The organism is Enterococcus sp. DIV0800 (genome assembly GCF_050559735.1).
GTDB lineage: Bacteria > Bacillota > Bacilli > Lactobacillales > Enterococcaceae > Enterococcus_A > Enterococcus_A devriesei.
In genome coordinates this window covers 1,951,874-1,965,584 of sequence record NZ_CP187898.1, presented here as the reverse complement: position 1 = coordinate 1,965,584, position 13,711 = coordinate 1,951,874, and the positions used below count along the sequence as shown (strand labels likewise).

The window sequence follows — 13,711 nt, the reverse complement described above, 5'->3', positions numbered from 1 at the left end:
AGAAACCTCTTTTTTTATCTGAATAAATGAACTTCTCTTTGGAAACGCCATACGAAAAAAGTTTCTGAAAGGGCTAAGTATAAAAATAAACCTGCTATCAAAAGAACTGTTTTTGCTCCAATCCACCGATAAAAGAAGACGGAGACGATTACTCCTAAAATGAAAGCGACGACGACGAATAAGAAATGGAAGAAGCGGGTTTTAGCGCCAGCATCTTTCGTCGCTAAATAATCGTAAAGATTCGTCGCAACGCCTTTCAAATTACCAGTTGTAAATAAATTCGTGTAGGCTAAGCCGTTGATTTTATCAAACGCCACCCATTGAATTGCGGCAGTGAAGGCGATCATGATTGTAATAATGGCTGGATGCGGCTGTAAAAAGTGCAAGCTGATCAAAAAAAAGACCAGTGCTTCAAAATAAAGCAGGAACAAACGCCAAAAATGAAGCTGTTTTTTCTTGAAATAATCGATCATAAATTTGGCTAAGAGAATCCCGATAAAGAAGAACAATGTAGAAAGAAGTTTTTTTCCTACCATATTCCATTGATGTTCATAGGCTTGAATGATTGCTAAGACGATGTTCCCAGTCTGAGCAGAGGCAAAGGCTTCGTAACGAATATAAGTATAGCTGTCCATCATTCCGCCGATAAAAGTCAAAAGCAATCCCACCGAACGATTCTCGTGAAAACTGTTTTCCATCTGTACTTCAACTCTTTTCGCTAACTATCTTAACATATTTTTTCTGAAAATCATTCTTCAAGTTTCATCTCTTCTTTAATTAGTAAGGTAAATTTGTTAAACAAAGTCATGTCACTCGTAAAAGAAAAGTAAGGCTTATTTCAGCGATTAGAAGAAGTGAAGCTGTAATTGTACATGAAGTTTTCATAAGAAACATTTAAAACTTTCCTCTTTTTATTTAGCGAAAGCAGATATTTATAAAATTTAGAAAAAAATAATTCGGGTTAATCAACCAAATGAATTTTTTTGCAAAATAAATTAACTAAAATACTGCTTTTTACGAATGATCATGATCGTTTCCATAAAACTCGCAAGATGATTACGAGGGACTCCTTTTTTGGTAAGAATGTGTTAGAATGAGAATGCTTTTTATCCTGTGAACGTGAAGGGAATTGAGAAATTACCATGCCTGTAAAAAAAAGGACACCATGGTTAGAGGCGTTTTACGCAGTGATCCCACTTTGTTTAAGCTATATTCCAGTCGGCTTGGCCTGTGGCATGCTGCTGCAAAAAGCGGGGTTCAATATTTTTCTGACTGCCTTACTTTCGATGTTGGTCTTTTCAGGAGGCGCACAATTTTTAGTCGTCTCAATGCTGAGTGTCCATGCATCATTTGTGTCCACCATCCTAATGGTCTTTTTCCTGGAGCTGCGTTACGCCCTGCTCGGCTCCAGCTTGTCGCAATTTTTTAAAAAAGAGAAACGTTCATTCATCGCTTTGTTTTCGCAATCAATGAATGATGAAAATTATGCTGTAAATTATTTGAAGTATTCTACCGACCCTGAATGGAATCGTAAGAAAGCATTGTATGTCAATTGGTTTTCAATGGCTTCTTGGACCGGAAGTACGATTTTAGGTACGATTTTTGGTTCGGTAATCCATGTCGATACTGAACTGGTTCATTTTGCTTTGACGGCGATGTTTATTTTTATGTTCATGATGCAAATGAACAATGGCTTGCTGCTGATCACGGGCTTGTTGTCTGGTGGGCTAGCGATTATTTTTATGCTGATGTTTAAAAATACCTTTGGTTTGATTTTAGCCACATTGTTAGCATCTTTTGTCGGTTATCTGATCGAGCGTTTTCGTAAAACATCCAACACGAAAAATGACGGGCCGAATCATTATGATTTGACCGGCGAGGAGGTTCATCATGAGTGATAGCTCTTTATTGTTGCTGATTTTGTGTCTCTTCTCGGCGTCTTATTTGCCACGATTGTTTCCGATGCTGTATTTTTCGCAACGTCAAGTGCCGCAATGGTTCAGTGATTGGATGAAATATGTGCCAATCTCTTTATTTGCTGCATTAGTATTTAAAGATGTCTTTATTAGCGATAACCAATTTGATTTGATCGGCAATGTTCGAATCATCGCGATGTTTTTAGTGGCCGGTGTCGCCTATAAAACTCGTTCTATGGCAATCTCTGTAATTACGGGATTAGCTGCAGTCTTTTTACTATCGATGATCTAAAAAAGAGGCCGTGACAGAAGTGTTCAGCTTCAAGGAATAAGACGGATAATCCGAAAATAGCTTCTCATATTTTTGAGATTATTCGGCTTATTTCCGAAGAAGCTACGCTTGGAACGCCGTTTATTTGGAAAAAGGAGGTATGACAAGTCTTTTGTCATACCTCCTTTTTTGCGAGCTCCATTCCGTATTTTTAAGGCGATTAGTGGAATCGTATGCGTGCTGAAGATCGATCGTTTTGCTACTTTTTGAAAAATGAGTCCGCCACTTTGAAGTAGCTGTATAGGTTAATTTTGATATTCAGCTAACGGCCGATAGGTTAGTACTTGCATTTTGCGATAAAATTCGGCGGGTAGGTTTTTCCAAGAAGCCAACAGGTTTTTGAAAAAGCCGCCTTCTGCATTGATGATGTATTCATTTAATAAAAGGCCAAATGATTTTTTCGGCTGTTCTTTGACTAGTTCTTCATAAACTTTGGTAGCTTGTGCTTGATCCTCGGCCACGAAAAGTGTATTCACTTCGACATACGCACCTTCAATGTTTTGTGTTTCCTCAACAAAGTAAACAGATTTAGTGACTGTTTGTTCCTCCATTTGAGTCATCCTTTCTTTTAACTACATCTAGCTTACAAAAGAAATATTAACTGTTCGTGAATTTTTACGCCTAATCCTTCAATAAATTATGAATTTTTCAAGTTATTCGGCAAATATATTTTAAATTTGCTGCCTTGATCAGGAGAACTCTTGACTTCGATACGCCCTTGGTGTAGTTCAACAATTTGTTTGGCGAGAGCTAAACCCAGTCCGTTGCCTTTCGTTTTTCGACTTGTGTCGCTTTGATAAAATTTATCGAAGATACGCTCCGTGATCTCTGAGGTCATACCGATTCCTTCATCGCTGAGCGTGATGATCTGTTCACTTTCCGTATTTTGCAGGTGGACATGGATACTACTGTTTTTTTGACTATATTTGATGGCGTTATCCATTAGGTTTAGCCAGACTTGATACAGAAATTCTTCGTTGCCATAAAATTCGGTCCGAGGCAGATCCAAATCTAGGCTTAGATTTAATTGCTCCCATTTGGGTTGTAAAAATAAAATCACCTCACGAATTTGTTCGTCTAAGCGAAAGGCTTGAAAATCTAACCCTAATCCCTGATTTTCCAGTTTGCTGAGCTTTAAAATATTGTCGGTTAAATGGGTCAGCTGCTGGGTGCCTTCAAGCATTCGCTCCAAATACTCTCCTCGTTCAGCAGGAGATAGTGTCTCGTTTTGCAAAAGCTGGACATAGCCTTTAATCGTAGCGATCGGTGTCTTGAATTCATGGGAGACAGTTGAGACGAAATCGTTTCGTAAAGTTTCGATACTGCCTAATTCTTTTACCATTAAATTGAAATCGTGATATAGCTCCTCGACGTCTTCCATTTGCTTTTCTTCACTTAATTGGATCGTGAAATCTCCCTTAGCCACTTGACTCATAGCTTGTCGCAAGTCGCCGATAGGTTGCAGGATTCGTTTGCCGACAAAGATCGAAAGAGCGGCACCGATTACCAAGCTTAAAAAAATAATGAAATAAAGCGGAAAAAGATGTCCATCACGTTCTGGTGTCAGCAGCTGAAAATGATTCACGAGAAAGAGCATCGCGATGAAAAAAGCTAAGACGATCACCATCAGTAAAAAGATGATCGCGACAAAATTCATCCATAGTTGGGGAAAGATTCGTTTTCTCATAGAATGACCGCCTTATAGCCTAATCCGCGAATCGTTTCGATGGTAAAATCGGGATTATTTTCTAAGCGAGTTCGTAGGCGCTTGATATGAACATCGATCGTCCGTTCGTCGGTGTCTGAATCTAAGCCCCAAATCTCATCCATTAATTGCTGACGAGTAAATATTTTATTGGGATAAGCCAGTAATTTATATAAAAGTAAAAATTCCTTTTGCGGTAGCGTCATACGTTGCTTCGGCGTTTCAATTTGGTAAGTTTCTTGACTGAGCTGAGTATCACCCACGATTAATTCCTTCGTGTGGACGATTTGGCTCTCCGCAGTAGCGCATCTACTCGTAAAATCATTTCATTTACATCGATTGGTTTGACCATATAATCATCGATTCCAATGGTAAAGCCGCGTTTTTTATCTTCGAAAGAATCTTTGGCAGTGATAAATAAAATCGGCAGTTCATAGCCCGCTTGCCGTAAACTTTCCGCCAGCTCATAGCCATCCATATCCGGCATCATGATATCACTGATGATCAGATCAATGAATTGCCGATCTAAAAGTTCAAGCGCCTCGACGCCATTACTCGCGCGAAACACTTCGAAACGTTCATTTTTCAAAGCTGATTGATAAAGGATTGATAAATTTTCATCATCTTCTACGATAAGTATTCGATTCATTTGCGTTGCCCTCCTTTTTGCTCAATAATAGTAGCAAATCACTGTGAACCTAGTATGAATTTTTGTTCATTTTGAGTTAATAATGCCATGCTATCTTTACGATGTAAACTAAGAGAAAAGGGTGACACGATGTTAGAATTAAAAGATATAAAAAAATATTATCATGTGGGCGATACCACCACAAAAGCGTTAGATGGTGTGTCGGTTGCATTTCGCCGACAAGAATTCGTCGCGATACTAGGAGCCAGCGGATCAGGGAAGACAACGATGCTGAATGTAATTGGCGGCTTGGATAATTATGATTCCGGCGATATGATCATCGATGGGACATCAACGAAAACCTTTAAAGACGCCGATTGGGATGCCTATCGTAATAATTCCATCGGTTTTGTTTTCCAAAGCTACAACTTGATCAGTCATTTAGGAATTATCGATAATGTAGAGCTTGGGATGACCCTCAGTGGTGTCTCGAAGGAAGAAAAGCAGCAACGGGCTGAGGATGCGTTACGGCGAGTAGGTCTGGCTGATCACATGCATAAGAAACCGAATCAGCTTTCTGGTGGACAAATGCAGCGAGTCGCCATCGCACGAGCATTAGCGAACGATCCAGATATTTTACTTTGTGATGAACCGACTGGTGCTTTGGATACCGAGACTAGTGTTCAAATCATGAACTTGATCCAAGAATTGTCCAAAGAAAAATTGGTTATTATGGTGACGCATAATCCTGAACTGGCAAATAAATATGCTGATCGGACCATTCAATTTTCGGATGGACAGATTTTGAATGATTCACACCCTCATATCGAAGGGAAGAAAGGCGAAGAGTTTCAATTAAAACGGACCAAGATGAAATTCATCACTGCCTTGAAGCTCTCCTTCAATAACTTGCGTACCAAAAAAGGGCGGACCTTTTTGACTGCCTTTGCTTCAAGTATTGGGATCATCAGTATCGGAATTGTGCTTTCACTGTCCAGTGGGTTTCAAAAGCAAATTGATACGACCCAAGCGGAAACGATGGCGAAGTATCCGATCACGATCTCTAAAACCACGACAGATCAGTCAGCAAATCGCAATCAAGCATTAGGCTCAGACAAAGTGAGTGACTCAAATAAAGCTGGTAAAAATGAAATCATCGCGAAGATCAGTGATGAAGACAAAGCTCAACATACGAATAAGATCGATCAAAAATATATCGACTACATTAATAATATCGATCCTAAGTTAAGTAATAATATCGGCTATACACGCGTCGTAGGAATGAATCTTTTACGTGACGTGGATGGTGATGTGAAACCAGTCAAGTTATCGAATGAAGCACCAGACAGCGGTCCTTCCATGATGAGCGCGATGTCTAGCATGACTGGAATGGGCGTTTCGTCTTTCCCTACGCAGCTAGATAAAAGCTCTGGCAACTTTTTAGAGGACAATTATAAATTGTTAGCTGGGGCTTATCCGAAAGCTGATACTGATGTGGTACTAATCGTTGATGCCAACAACAGCACCAATATCAATTCATTAAAAAATCTTGGCTTCGAGCTAAAAGACGGCGAGAAACTGAACTTCGATAAGATCGTCGGCACACAATTTAAATTGATTAACAACAATGAGTACTATCAAAAATTACCGACAGGGAATTTTATTCCTAAAAATGATTACCAAGCGATGTTTGATAATGCCAACAACGACACGTTAAAAATATCAGGAATCTTGCGGGTGAAAAGTTCTTCGACTATGAACTTATTAGCGCCAGGGATCGCTTATAGCAATGAGTTAACGTCTAAAATCGTCAAAGACAATGAAAACTCTGAGATTGTCGCAGCACAAAAAGACGCTGACACGAATGTAATGACCAACGAAAAATTGGACGATGCAACCAAAGAGAGTACCTTGGCCTACTTAGGCGGCGACAGCATCCCAAGCAGCATTATGATCTATCCAAATAATTACAAAGACAAAGAACAAATTTTAAGCTATTTGGATGATTACAACAAAGGTAAATCAAAAGAAGACAAGATCATTTATACTGACTTGGCAGGCACAATGACTGAATTGACTGGCGGCTTAATGGACGCCATTACTTACGTTCTAGTTGCCTTCGCCGGAATCTCATTAGTGACCAGCATGATTATGATTGGGATAATCACTTATACTTCTGTCATTGAACGGACCAAAGAAATTGGTGTCTTGAAAGCGCTGGGAGCACGGAAGAAAGATATTACCCGAGTATTTGACGCGGAAACTTGTATTTTAGGTGTCGCTTCAGGAACTTTAGGTGTCTTGATCGCCTATCTTGCGACTTTCCCAATTAACGCGATTCTTTATAATATGACCGAACTTAAAGACGTGGCACAATTAAATCCAGTCCACGGAGTTATTTTGATCATCGTTTCGACTGTATTGACCATGATCGGCGGACACATTCCAGCCAAAATGGCGGCTAAAAAAGATGCGGCTATCGCCTTGCGAGCAGAATAATTTATCGATCAAATAAAAAATAGGGAGTGCGGCCGCTACAGGTCGCACTCCCTATTTGGTTAGTCTCAGGAAATCAATGTAAAGAAATAAAATTCGCTACGGACAAGAGAACTCCAAGCACGGCGATCACTCCGCAAACAATTAAATGAACCCGTTTGTTCATTAACGCCACTGCGATGAATTCCCGTAAAAACGCATTGGGCCAATAATAGCGGGCAGTTTTTGAACCGATTCCGTCAATTTTTAACCCCGCTTGGGAGGCATACATCCCAGCTCGAAAAATATGATAATTATTTGATGCAAAAATTGCGTGGTAGCCAGAAGGATTTTCCCGGTCCATGATTTCTTTGCTGAATTTCATATTTTCTAAAGTATTTGTAGATTGAGCTTCTAACAAGATATCTTCGGTGGGAATCCCTTGTTCGATAGCGTATTCTTGCATTGCAACGGCTTCGGGAACTTTTTCATCAGGACCTTGTCCACCAGACATCAATAGTTTAGGAGCCGACAAAGTTTCTTCTAGCTGTTGGTGATAAAATTGAATTCCACGATCGATCCGCTGCGCTAAAAGCGGTGTTACTTTGCGGCCATCAATCAAACCGGCACCAAGAATAATAATAAAGTCTTGATCTTCTTTCGGTTGATTAAATTGATAGATCATTGAGATGGATAGAAAATTCCAAAAAATGACGAAAAAATAAAAAGCAATCAAGGTTGGAATAGACAAGAGTGGGACAGTCCACTCAGGCAGTAGTTGAGTGCCATAAGATTGGACAATGATCAACGCGATAATCGCCAAAGCCAAAATCAGCGTTAATAAATTTGGCAGTCGGCGCGATTCATGACGCAAAACGATAAAGCTGTTTCCGATTAAAAAAATGATCGCGGCATAAATACCAAAAAATAAACTGAATAAGAACAACAGTCCTAAAATACCTAAGATCCCCGCCGAGATCAAGGAGCCTGCTGAAAGTGTCACGATAACTAAATAGCTCATAAAGCTAACTATAAAAAGATTGAATAGCCAGCCATTTCTCAAGCGACACTTGTCCTTGAAATAAAAATAATAAAATAAGAAAAAGAAAAATAGCGGAATTAAAATAAAAAACGTTTTCTCGCGTATTTCGATAAAGCAAAAATATAAGATTAGAAAAATGCCCGTCCAAATCAACACACGTCTGAATTTTTTTTGCTTAAATCGAACGAGTAAAAAAATAAATCCAATCAAATAGATTGCCAACGAAAATAAATCTCGTTGTAGTTGCATTTCACCACACCTTTCTAGCATAGTATAGCAAAAAAATAGAACAATGCGCACTCAAGAAGGAATAGTTGGTTTTCTTTCGGAAGATTAGTAAAATGAATAAAAGAATGACATGAAGTAAATAGGAGCAACAGTAGTTTTGGCTGAAAATAAGTTTACATTAGGAGGACAGAAATGGAAATTAAGGGAGTAGACCGAGTTGATTTGCCGCCATTAGTTGTAATTGGTAAAGAAGGCCGCGGCTTAGCTGAAGAAGGGTCATCATGGGTGCCATTATTATGGGATCAAATGAATACTCATTTTGAAGAAATTGTCGGACTTTTAGCTGGACAAGAAATGGAGGACTTACACCTGTGGGGCTTAATGAGTGATGGTGCCCATTGGTTAGAGCCATGGCAGGAGGAAGGCCGTTATCTTGCCGGTGTACAAGTGCCGAAGGATGCGGAAACACCCGCAGGTTGGTCGCGCTGGGAATTGCCGGCGATGAGCTATTTGACCCTCAAGGCTAGTGCTGAAAAAATCGAAGATGCCACGAATTTGATGCTGGGAGAAATATTTCCGTTAGAAAAGCTTGAGCTTGCCGGCGCGATTCAAGAGCATTATTTGCCGCATTTCGCTGAAGGCGAAGTTGAATTATATTTTCCCTTTAAAACGCAATAAAAAACTTTCGACCTATGAATTTGATTAGGTCGAAAGTTTTTTGTTTTAAGCAAATAGATTCGTGATTCTTTTCCAGATAAGTTCAAAGACGTTGGATTTTTCTACCGCTGTTTTTGTTAGCAGATCGGTCGTCGCACCTTCATCTTTTTGCAGATAGCCTAAGTTGTCTTGCGCTAGCTGGACACTGACGGTTCCGATTTTTTCGTTTTTATGAACCGGTGCGATAATGGCGCTATCGTCTAAAAGAGAATGATCTAAGTTCGTTTTGATAGTCAGATTTTTGATATCCATATCGTTACGGACCCATAATTTTACCGGAGCACCTAAGACTAAAGGCACATTCTCTTCTCTGCCATCGGTAACTTTCAATGTTTTTTGTCCGCTAGGTGGTTCTTGACCAGCAGCAGTAACCTCTTGCTGACTCCAATTCGTCAAGCAGTAGTCCATTAATTTGTTGGTCTCAACAAATCTAGCTGAGCTGTTATTTGGTTCATCCAAGGCGTTCAAAATGACTGTAATCACTCGGCGTCCATCTTTTTGAATCGTTCCAACAAAACAAGCACCGGCTAAATCGGTTGTCCCTGTCTTTAATCCGTCTACGCCGTCTTTGTGATCGCTACCGTCAAGCACCATCAAATTCCAGCTTTCCATCTCTTCTGGATGGGTCGTGTTTGGAGCGAAAACTTTTTTCGCGATTTTTGATGTTTCTAAAACCTCGGGAAAATCTTTAATCAGATGCTGAGCGACAATCGCCACATCTCTGGCAGACATTAGGTTCTCATCGTTTTCTTGTGTGTCAGGATAACGATGTGCGCCAAGGTAAACATTGCTTAAACCAGAGGCATTAATGATAGTAGCATCAGTGATGCCCCATTGTTTGACTTGTTCCCGCATTTGATCGACGAAGGTATGTTCATTGCCAGCGACTAATTCAGCTAGAGCAACGGCCGCCGCGTTGGCAGATTGAATGATCATGGCTTCAAAAAGGTCTTTAACTGTATATTTTTGATCCCGAACCAAAGTAACGTTTGATAATTCGGGGGTGGTGCTGAGCTGTTCCGCATATTCGGATATTGGCACTTCTTGATCCCACGAAATTTTTTGCTGTTTGATCGCGTCTAAAACAAGATATGCCGTAATTGTTTTAGTAATTGAAGCGATCCCTTTTGGTGTGTCACCATCTTGATTGAAAAAAACTTTTCCTGAGTCTGCGTCGATTGCAAAACCGGCATTAGCGTTGACGGAAAAATCGTCTGCTGCTCGAGCGGTGATCCCTACAAGCGATTGGCAGAAAAGAATTAAGACAACCAAAATGAGGGGGAATTTTTTCTTTTTATGCATTGATAATCTCCTTTATTTCTCTTAACCCTAAAAGTTTAGCAAAATCATTAGGTGAATACAAGAAAATACGCGAAAACACCGAAGATTCCATTAATATTGGCTGTCCTCGGTGTTCCTTATTAGCATGTATTCTTTTTGTTGGTTAAAAACTTCTTCCTCCGCCGCCGAAAGTTCCACCACCACTGGAGTGAGTTGAGCTTCCGCCGCCTCCGCCACCATTGTTATTGGAGGCTTTTGGAATGCGCCGCGTGGTGACAAACGAATTCACTAATTGATCTTGTCGTTCAGTTAAATCCAATTTCGCATTTTGGCGATAGGGATATTTGTAGGTTCCTATTTTTAATTGATAGCGCAGGCGTACTGAAACAAAAAAGCCAATTGCCGCTATCGCTGCAACGAGTACCCCAATCGCAAGTTCAAGCGGTGTGATGGATTTATAGTAGGTGACTTTGCCGGTGTTTTCATCAATGCGATAAGAACCGCCGGGCACTCCGTTATCGACGAAACTTTTGATATTGGTCAGATAGGCCGTGCTAGCTTGATAATAATCGCTGTTTTTCATGGCCTCCGTGACATCATCCAGTAGCTGATCACGGCGTTTGTCGGTCACAAAATCGATCATATTGCCGGAGGTCGATAAATAAATTTCACGTTGATTCATATCCAACAGTAACAAAGCCCCGTTATGATCGTTGCCAATCCGATCCCTCAGTTGATCGTCGGCAAATTTTCGTGGTTCTTCAGTGTTGCTATTGGTTGTTAGAATGAATACTTCACCTTTGATCTTTTCATTGATCGCGTCAGCGCGCTCAGCTAATTCGGTTCGTTCTTCCGGTGAAAGTAGGTTGGCCTGGTCATCGATAGTATTTGCTGCCGCCAAGACTTTCAAGGGACTAAGCAATACGAAGAAGCCAAGTAAGAACAGTATTTTTTTCATAGAAAATACCCCACAATCATCGCAAGCGCCATAACGGCCGCAAAAATTCCGCCAGAGAAGAGTCCTAAGCGTTTATAACTAATCGGCAACACTCCGCTGACTTTTCCTGATTGGCCGTTCATCGCGTAATAGTATGTTTTGTCCGAATTGTCTTGATAAGTTACCAACCAAACAGGTAAGAGCATATAATGATTGTCCTGTTTTTGCACCTGAGTCGATTGATTGCCCGGTGTGAAGGTCGTGTAACCGGAAATAGTGTCTTGCAATAAGTCTTTCGTGTATTCATCTAATTCGTGGTCGATCTGCTGCGCTAAATCTTTGATTTCGATATCGCGCTTCTCTGCTTGGAAACCAGCTAAATATTCCGTATGAAAATCCACCGCTTGATCAATGGAAAAAGGTTGGACACCTTCCACCATTTTTTGTTGGATATTTTTCGTCAAGGCATTTTTGGTCAAGTGCTTGATAGAAGCTTTTCCTTTACGAAAAATTTGATAGACTTTAGTTTCCGTATATTCCAATTCGCCAACGACCCAGACTCTTAATGCCGTTCCTTTGCCGGCTAAGCTGCCGACTGTTTCAGCGTCCACTACCCAATAAGGAAAATAGACACCAGTCATTTTCTCGATCTGAGCTTCATTGAAAAAATCTTTTGGAACAAAACGTTTTTTACGTGCCCAACTCAAAAAATCAGCCACTGCTTTTTCGCGATCAATGGTAAAAGGCAAGACCTTGTTAGGTAAAAATTCGCCGGTCAACCGTCCAGATAACACGACGGGGTTGTGGCAAAAATAACAATAGGTTGCGGCAGTCGTATGATCCGTGACGATTTGAGCGCCGCAACTGGGGCAGAGAAACAAATCCATCTCGCCGGAAGCCGTGTCTGTTGGGCTCGCAGTAGCCGTCGCATCATCTTTAGTCGCCGCTTGTTCTGTAGCTTCAAATTTTTCGATGTCTTCCACGGTAAAAATACTTAAGCAATAATCGCAGTGGAATTTTTGATCACTTGGATTAAACGTCAAAGGTCCACCACAGTTGGGGCAATGATGAGTTACTACATCTGCCATCGCAGGTCCTCCTAATTCATATTAATGAACTCATCTTTCAAAAAGCGAAAGATGAGTTTGATTCTCAAGCCGTATACCATCCTAATCATTACTCTAGTGGGATTCCTTTAAAAGGTTTGCCGCAGTGAGGACAGAATTTTGGAACGCCATTACTTAAATCGACGACTTCACCACATTCGCTGCATTTCATTTGAATTTTTGCGCCTGTTGCAGGAGCGGGTTTTGGTTCGCCGCAATTACTACAGAATTTACCGGTATTTTCCGTGCCGCATTTTGGGCAAGTCCAATGGTCATCTGCTGATTTTTGCTGCGCTTGTTGATTTTGCTGAATCTGTTGGTTATTACTTTGCGAAGCTTGGTTCAAAAAGTCTCCGCCAGCATTCATGCCCATTCCCATACCGAAGAAACCAGTTGTTGCTCCTGCATCGTTTTTCCCAGCCGCTTCCATGCCGCGAGCGACAGAGCCTTGCACATAGCCTTCTCGAACGCTTGGATCACCTAGCATTGCGCCTTCATTGCGCATATTGATTAACTTGGTTGAGTCGTCCGTGTAAGAGATGCTGGCAACGGCTACTGAAACAATTTCCATCCCACGTAGTTCTCTCCAACTATCATCCAACGCATCCGCCAAGTATTTACTTAGCTCTAAGCTTTTTGATGGTACATAAGAAATCCGTTGACCATCGGCTGACATTTGATTGATAGAAGCTTGTAAGCCAGTCAAAAATTCTTGCAAGTATTGTTCATTGATGTCGTTGATATCTACTTGATCCATATTCCGAGGAATCGCGTTGGCGAAAAATAGAATCGGATCGGTAATTTTAATTGAATACGTTCCATGTGCCCGCAAGAATAACTCTGCGTTATAAAAGTTATCGAAATAATTCAATGGAGTACTGGTGCCAAATTTGATCCCTTTGATCTCTTGTAAATTAATATAGAAGACTTGTTGTTTTTGCGGAGTGACACCGCCAAATTTGAAACGGCTGAAGGTTTCGGCCACGGCATCTTTTAATGAGCCGTTGAACATTGAAGGCGCAGAATTATTTTCTACGGTGTAATAGCCTTCTTCAGCGGTGTAGTCAATAATTTTTCCGCCGTCTACTAGGAGCATCATCATATTTGGATAGACATGGATCACAGAGCCGTCGGTGATGACATCCTGAGTCCCTTTTTTATTGCTGCCACGTTTATCATCTTTACGTACGGCAACACCTTTTGACATGACAGTTGTCTGTCCCATGTCGGCAGGTTCAATGACCTCTAGCCATTGATCTGCCATTCCGCCGCCGATACTGCTAGTTGCTGCTTTAAATAGTCCCATCAAAATCCCTCCATAAAACGTTTTTTCTATTATACCATA

12 protein-coding genes and 1 pseudogene are annotated in these 13,711 nt (G+C 40.8%); 4 read left to right on the top strand and 9 right to left on the bottom strand.

Annotated features, from left to right (window positions below):
• Positions 1-14: 14 nt before the first annotated feature.
• Complete coding sequence (locus IGI54_RS09575) at positions 15-698, bottom strand: YoaK family protein (protein WP_071860656.1); 684 nt, start codon at positions 696-698, stop codon at positions 15-17.
• Positions 699-1,142: 444 nt separating this feature from the next.
• Between IGI54_RS09575 and IGI54_RS09570 the strand changes: the two genes are divergently transcribed.
• Both IGI54_RS09570 and IGI54_RS09565 read left to right on the top strand, forming a co-directional pair.
• Entirely contained in the window at positions 1,143-1,898 is a 756-nt protein-coding gene (locus IGI54_RS09570; protein WP_071860657.1) for an AzlC family ABC transporter permease, read from the top strand.
• Positions 1,891-2,208 carry an AzlD domain-containing protein gene (locus IGI54_RS09565; RefSeq protein WP_071860658.1) on the top strand — a complete coding sequence of 106 codons (318 nt, stop codon included), beginning with the start codon at positions 1,891-1,893 and terminating at the stop codon, positions 2,206-2,208. The genes IGI54_RS09570 and IGI54_RS09565 overlap by 8 nt, the downstream gene beginning before the upstream one ends.
• Positions 2,209-2,492: 284 nt before the next feature.
• Here IGI54_RS09565 and IGI54_RS09560 read toward each other — a convergent pair whose 3' ends face one another.
• The 3 genes and pseudogenes from IGI54_RS09560 to IGI54_RS09550 all read right to left on the bottom strand — a co-directional run bounded on the left by IGI54_RS09560 (position 2,493) and on the right by IGI54_RS09550 (position 4,601).
• The gene (locus IGI54_RS09560; RefSeq protein WP_071860659.1) at positions 2,493-2,798 is read right to left on the bottom strand and encodes a hypothetical protein; all 306 of its coding nucleotides are present in this window, start codon (positions 2,796-2,798) and stop codon (positions 2,493-2,495) included.
• A gap of 86 nt (positions 2,799-2,884) precedes the next feature.
• Entirely contained in the window at positions 2,885-3,934 is a 1,050-nt protein-coding gene (locus tag IGI54_RS09555) for an ATP-binding protein (protein WP_430620545.1), read from the bottom strand.
• Positions 3,931-4,601: pseudogene (locus IGI54_RS09550) on the bottom strand (response regulator transcription factor). The gene IGI54_RS09555 and the pseudogene IGI54_RS09550 overlap by 4 nt, the downstream one beginning before the upstream one ends.
• 129 nt (positions 4,602-4,730) lie before the next feature.
• On the opposite strand from IGI54_RS09550, the gene IGI54_RS09545 reads away from it, so the two are divergent.
• Positions 4,731-7,079, top strand: coding sequence for an ABC transporter ATP-binding protein/permease (locus IGI54_RS09545; protein WP_216428208.1), 2,349 nt, complete (start codon positions 4,731-4,733; stop codon positions 7,077-7,079).
• 73 nt (positions 7,080-7,152) lie between these two features.
• Here the strand turns inward: IGI54_RS09545 and IGI54_RS09540 are convergent, their stop codons facing one another.
• Complete coding sequence (locus IGI54_RS09540; protein WP_071860663.1) at positions 7,153-8,346, bottom strand: YdcF family protein; 1,194 nt, start codon at positions 8,344-8,346, stop codon at positions 7,153-7,155.
• A 171-nt stretch (positions 8,347-8,517) separates the two neighbouring features.
• Here IGI54_RS09540 and IGI54_RS09535 point away from each other — a divergent pair, with 171 nt between their 5' ends.
• Positions 8,518-9,003, top strand: a complete 486-nt coding sequence (locus IGI54_RS09535; RefSeq protein WP_071860664.1) for a GyrI-like domain-containing protein — start codon at positions 8,518-8,520, stop codon at positions 9,001-9,003.
• A gap of 45 nt (positions 9,004-9,048) precedes the next feature.
• On the opposite strand, the gene IGI54_RS09530 is transcribed toward IGI54_RS09535, so the two are convergent.
• From IGI54_RS09530 to IGI54_RS09515, 4 genes are all read right to left on the bottom strand, one after another.
• Positions 9,049-10,344 (bottom strand): serine hydrolase, encoded by a 1,296-nt coding sequence (locus IGI54_RS09530; protein WP_071860665.1) that lies wholly within the window; start codon positions 10,342-10,344, stop codon positions 9,049-9,051.
• A 142-nt stretch (positions 10,345-10,486) separates the two neighbouring features.
• Positions 10,487-11,281, bottom strand: a complete 795-nt coding sequence (locus IGI54_RS09525; protein WP_430620544.1) for a TPM domain-containing protein — start codon at positions 11,279-11,281, stop codon at positions 10,487-10,489.
• Positions 11,278-12,348 (bottom strand): TFIIB-type zinc ribbon-containing protein, encoded by a 1,071-nt coding sequence (locus IGI54_RS09520; RefSeq protein ID WP_216428210.1) that lies wholly within the window; start codon positions 12,346-12,348, stop codon positions 11,278-11,280. Before IGI54_RS09520 ends, IGI54_RS09525 begins: the two co-directional genes overlap by 4 nt.
• A gap of 88 nt (positions 12,349-12,436) precedes the next feature.
• Positions 12,437-13,672, bottom strand: coding sequence for an SPFH domain-containing protein (locus IGI54_RS09515; RefSeq protein WP_071860668.1), 1,236 nt, complete (start codon positions 13,670-13,672; stop codon positions 12,437-12,439).
• Positions 13,673-13,711 lie beyond the last annotated feature (39 nt).

Bases quoted from the DNA above. Each gene is read 5' to 3' on its own strand.
- IGI54_RS09520 (WP_216428210.1), bottom strand. From the start codon at position 12,348: ATGGCAGATGTAGTAACTCATCATTGCCCCAACTGTGGTGGACCTTTG.
- IGI54_RS09560 (WP_071860659.1), bottom strand. From the start codon at position 2,798: ATGGAGGAACAAACAGTCACTAAATCTGTTTACTTTGTTGAGGAAACA.
- IGI54_RS09575 (WP_071860656.1), bottom strand. From the start codon at position 698: ATGGAAAACAGTTTTCACGAGAATCGTTCGGTGGGATTGCTTTTGACT.
- IGI54_RS09555 (WP_430620545.1), bottom strand. From the start codon at position 3,934: ATGAGAAAACGAATCTTTCCCCAACTATGGATGAATTTTGTCGCGATC.
- IGI54_RS09535 (WP_071860664.1), top strand. From the start codon at position 8,518: ATGGAAATTAAGGGAGTAGACCGAGTTGATTTGCCGCCATTAGTTGTA.
- IGI54_RS09565 (WP_071860658.1), top strand. From the start codon at position 1,891: ATGAGTGATAGCTCTTTATTGTTGCTGATTTTGTGTCTCTTCTCGGCG.
- IGI54_RS09540 (WP_071860663.1), bottom strand. From the start codon at position 8,346: ATGCAACTACAACGAGATTTATTTTCGTTGGCAATCTATTTGATTGGA.
- IGI54_RS09515 (WP_071860668.1), bottom strand. From the start codon at position 13,672: ATGGGACTATTTAAAGCAGCAACTAGCAGTATCGGCGGCGGAATGGCA.
- IGI54_RS09530 (WP_071860665.1), bottom strand. From the start codon at position 10,344: ATGCATAAAAAGAAAAAATTCCCCCTCATTTTGGTTGTCTTAATTCTT.
- IGI54_RS09525 (WP_430620544.1), bottom strand. From the start codon at position 11,281: ATGAAAAAAATACTGTTCTTACTTGGCTTCTTCGTATTGCTTAGTCCC.
- IGI54_RS09570 (WP_071860657.1), top strand. From the start codon at position 1,143: ATGCCTGTAAAAAAAAGGACACCATGGTTAGAGGCGTTTTACGCAGTG.
- IGI54_RS09545 (WP_216428208.1), top strand. From the start codon at position 4,731: ATGTTAGAATTAAAAGATATAAAAAAATATTATCATGTGGGCGATACC.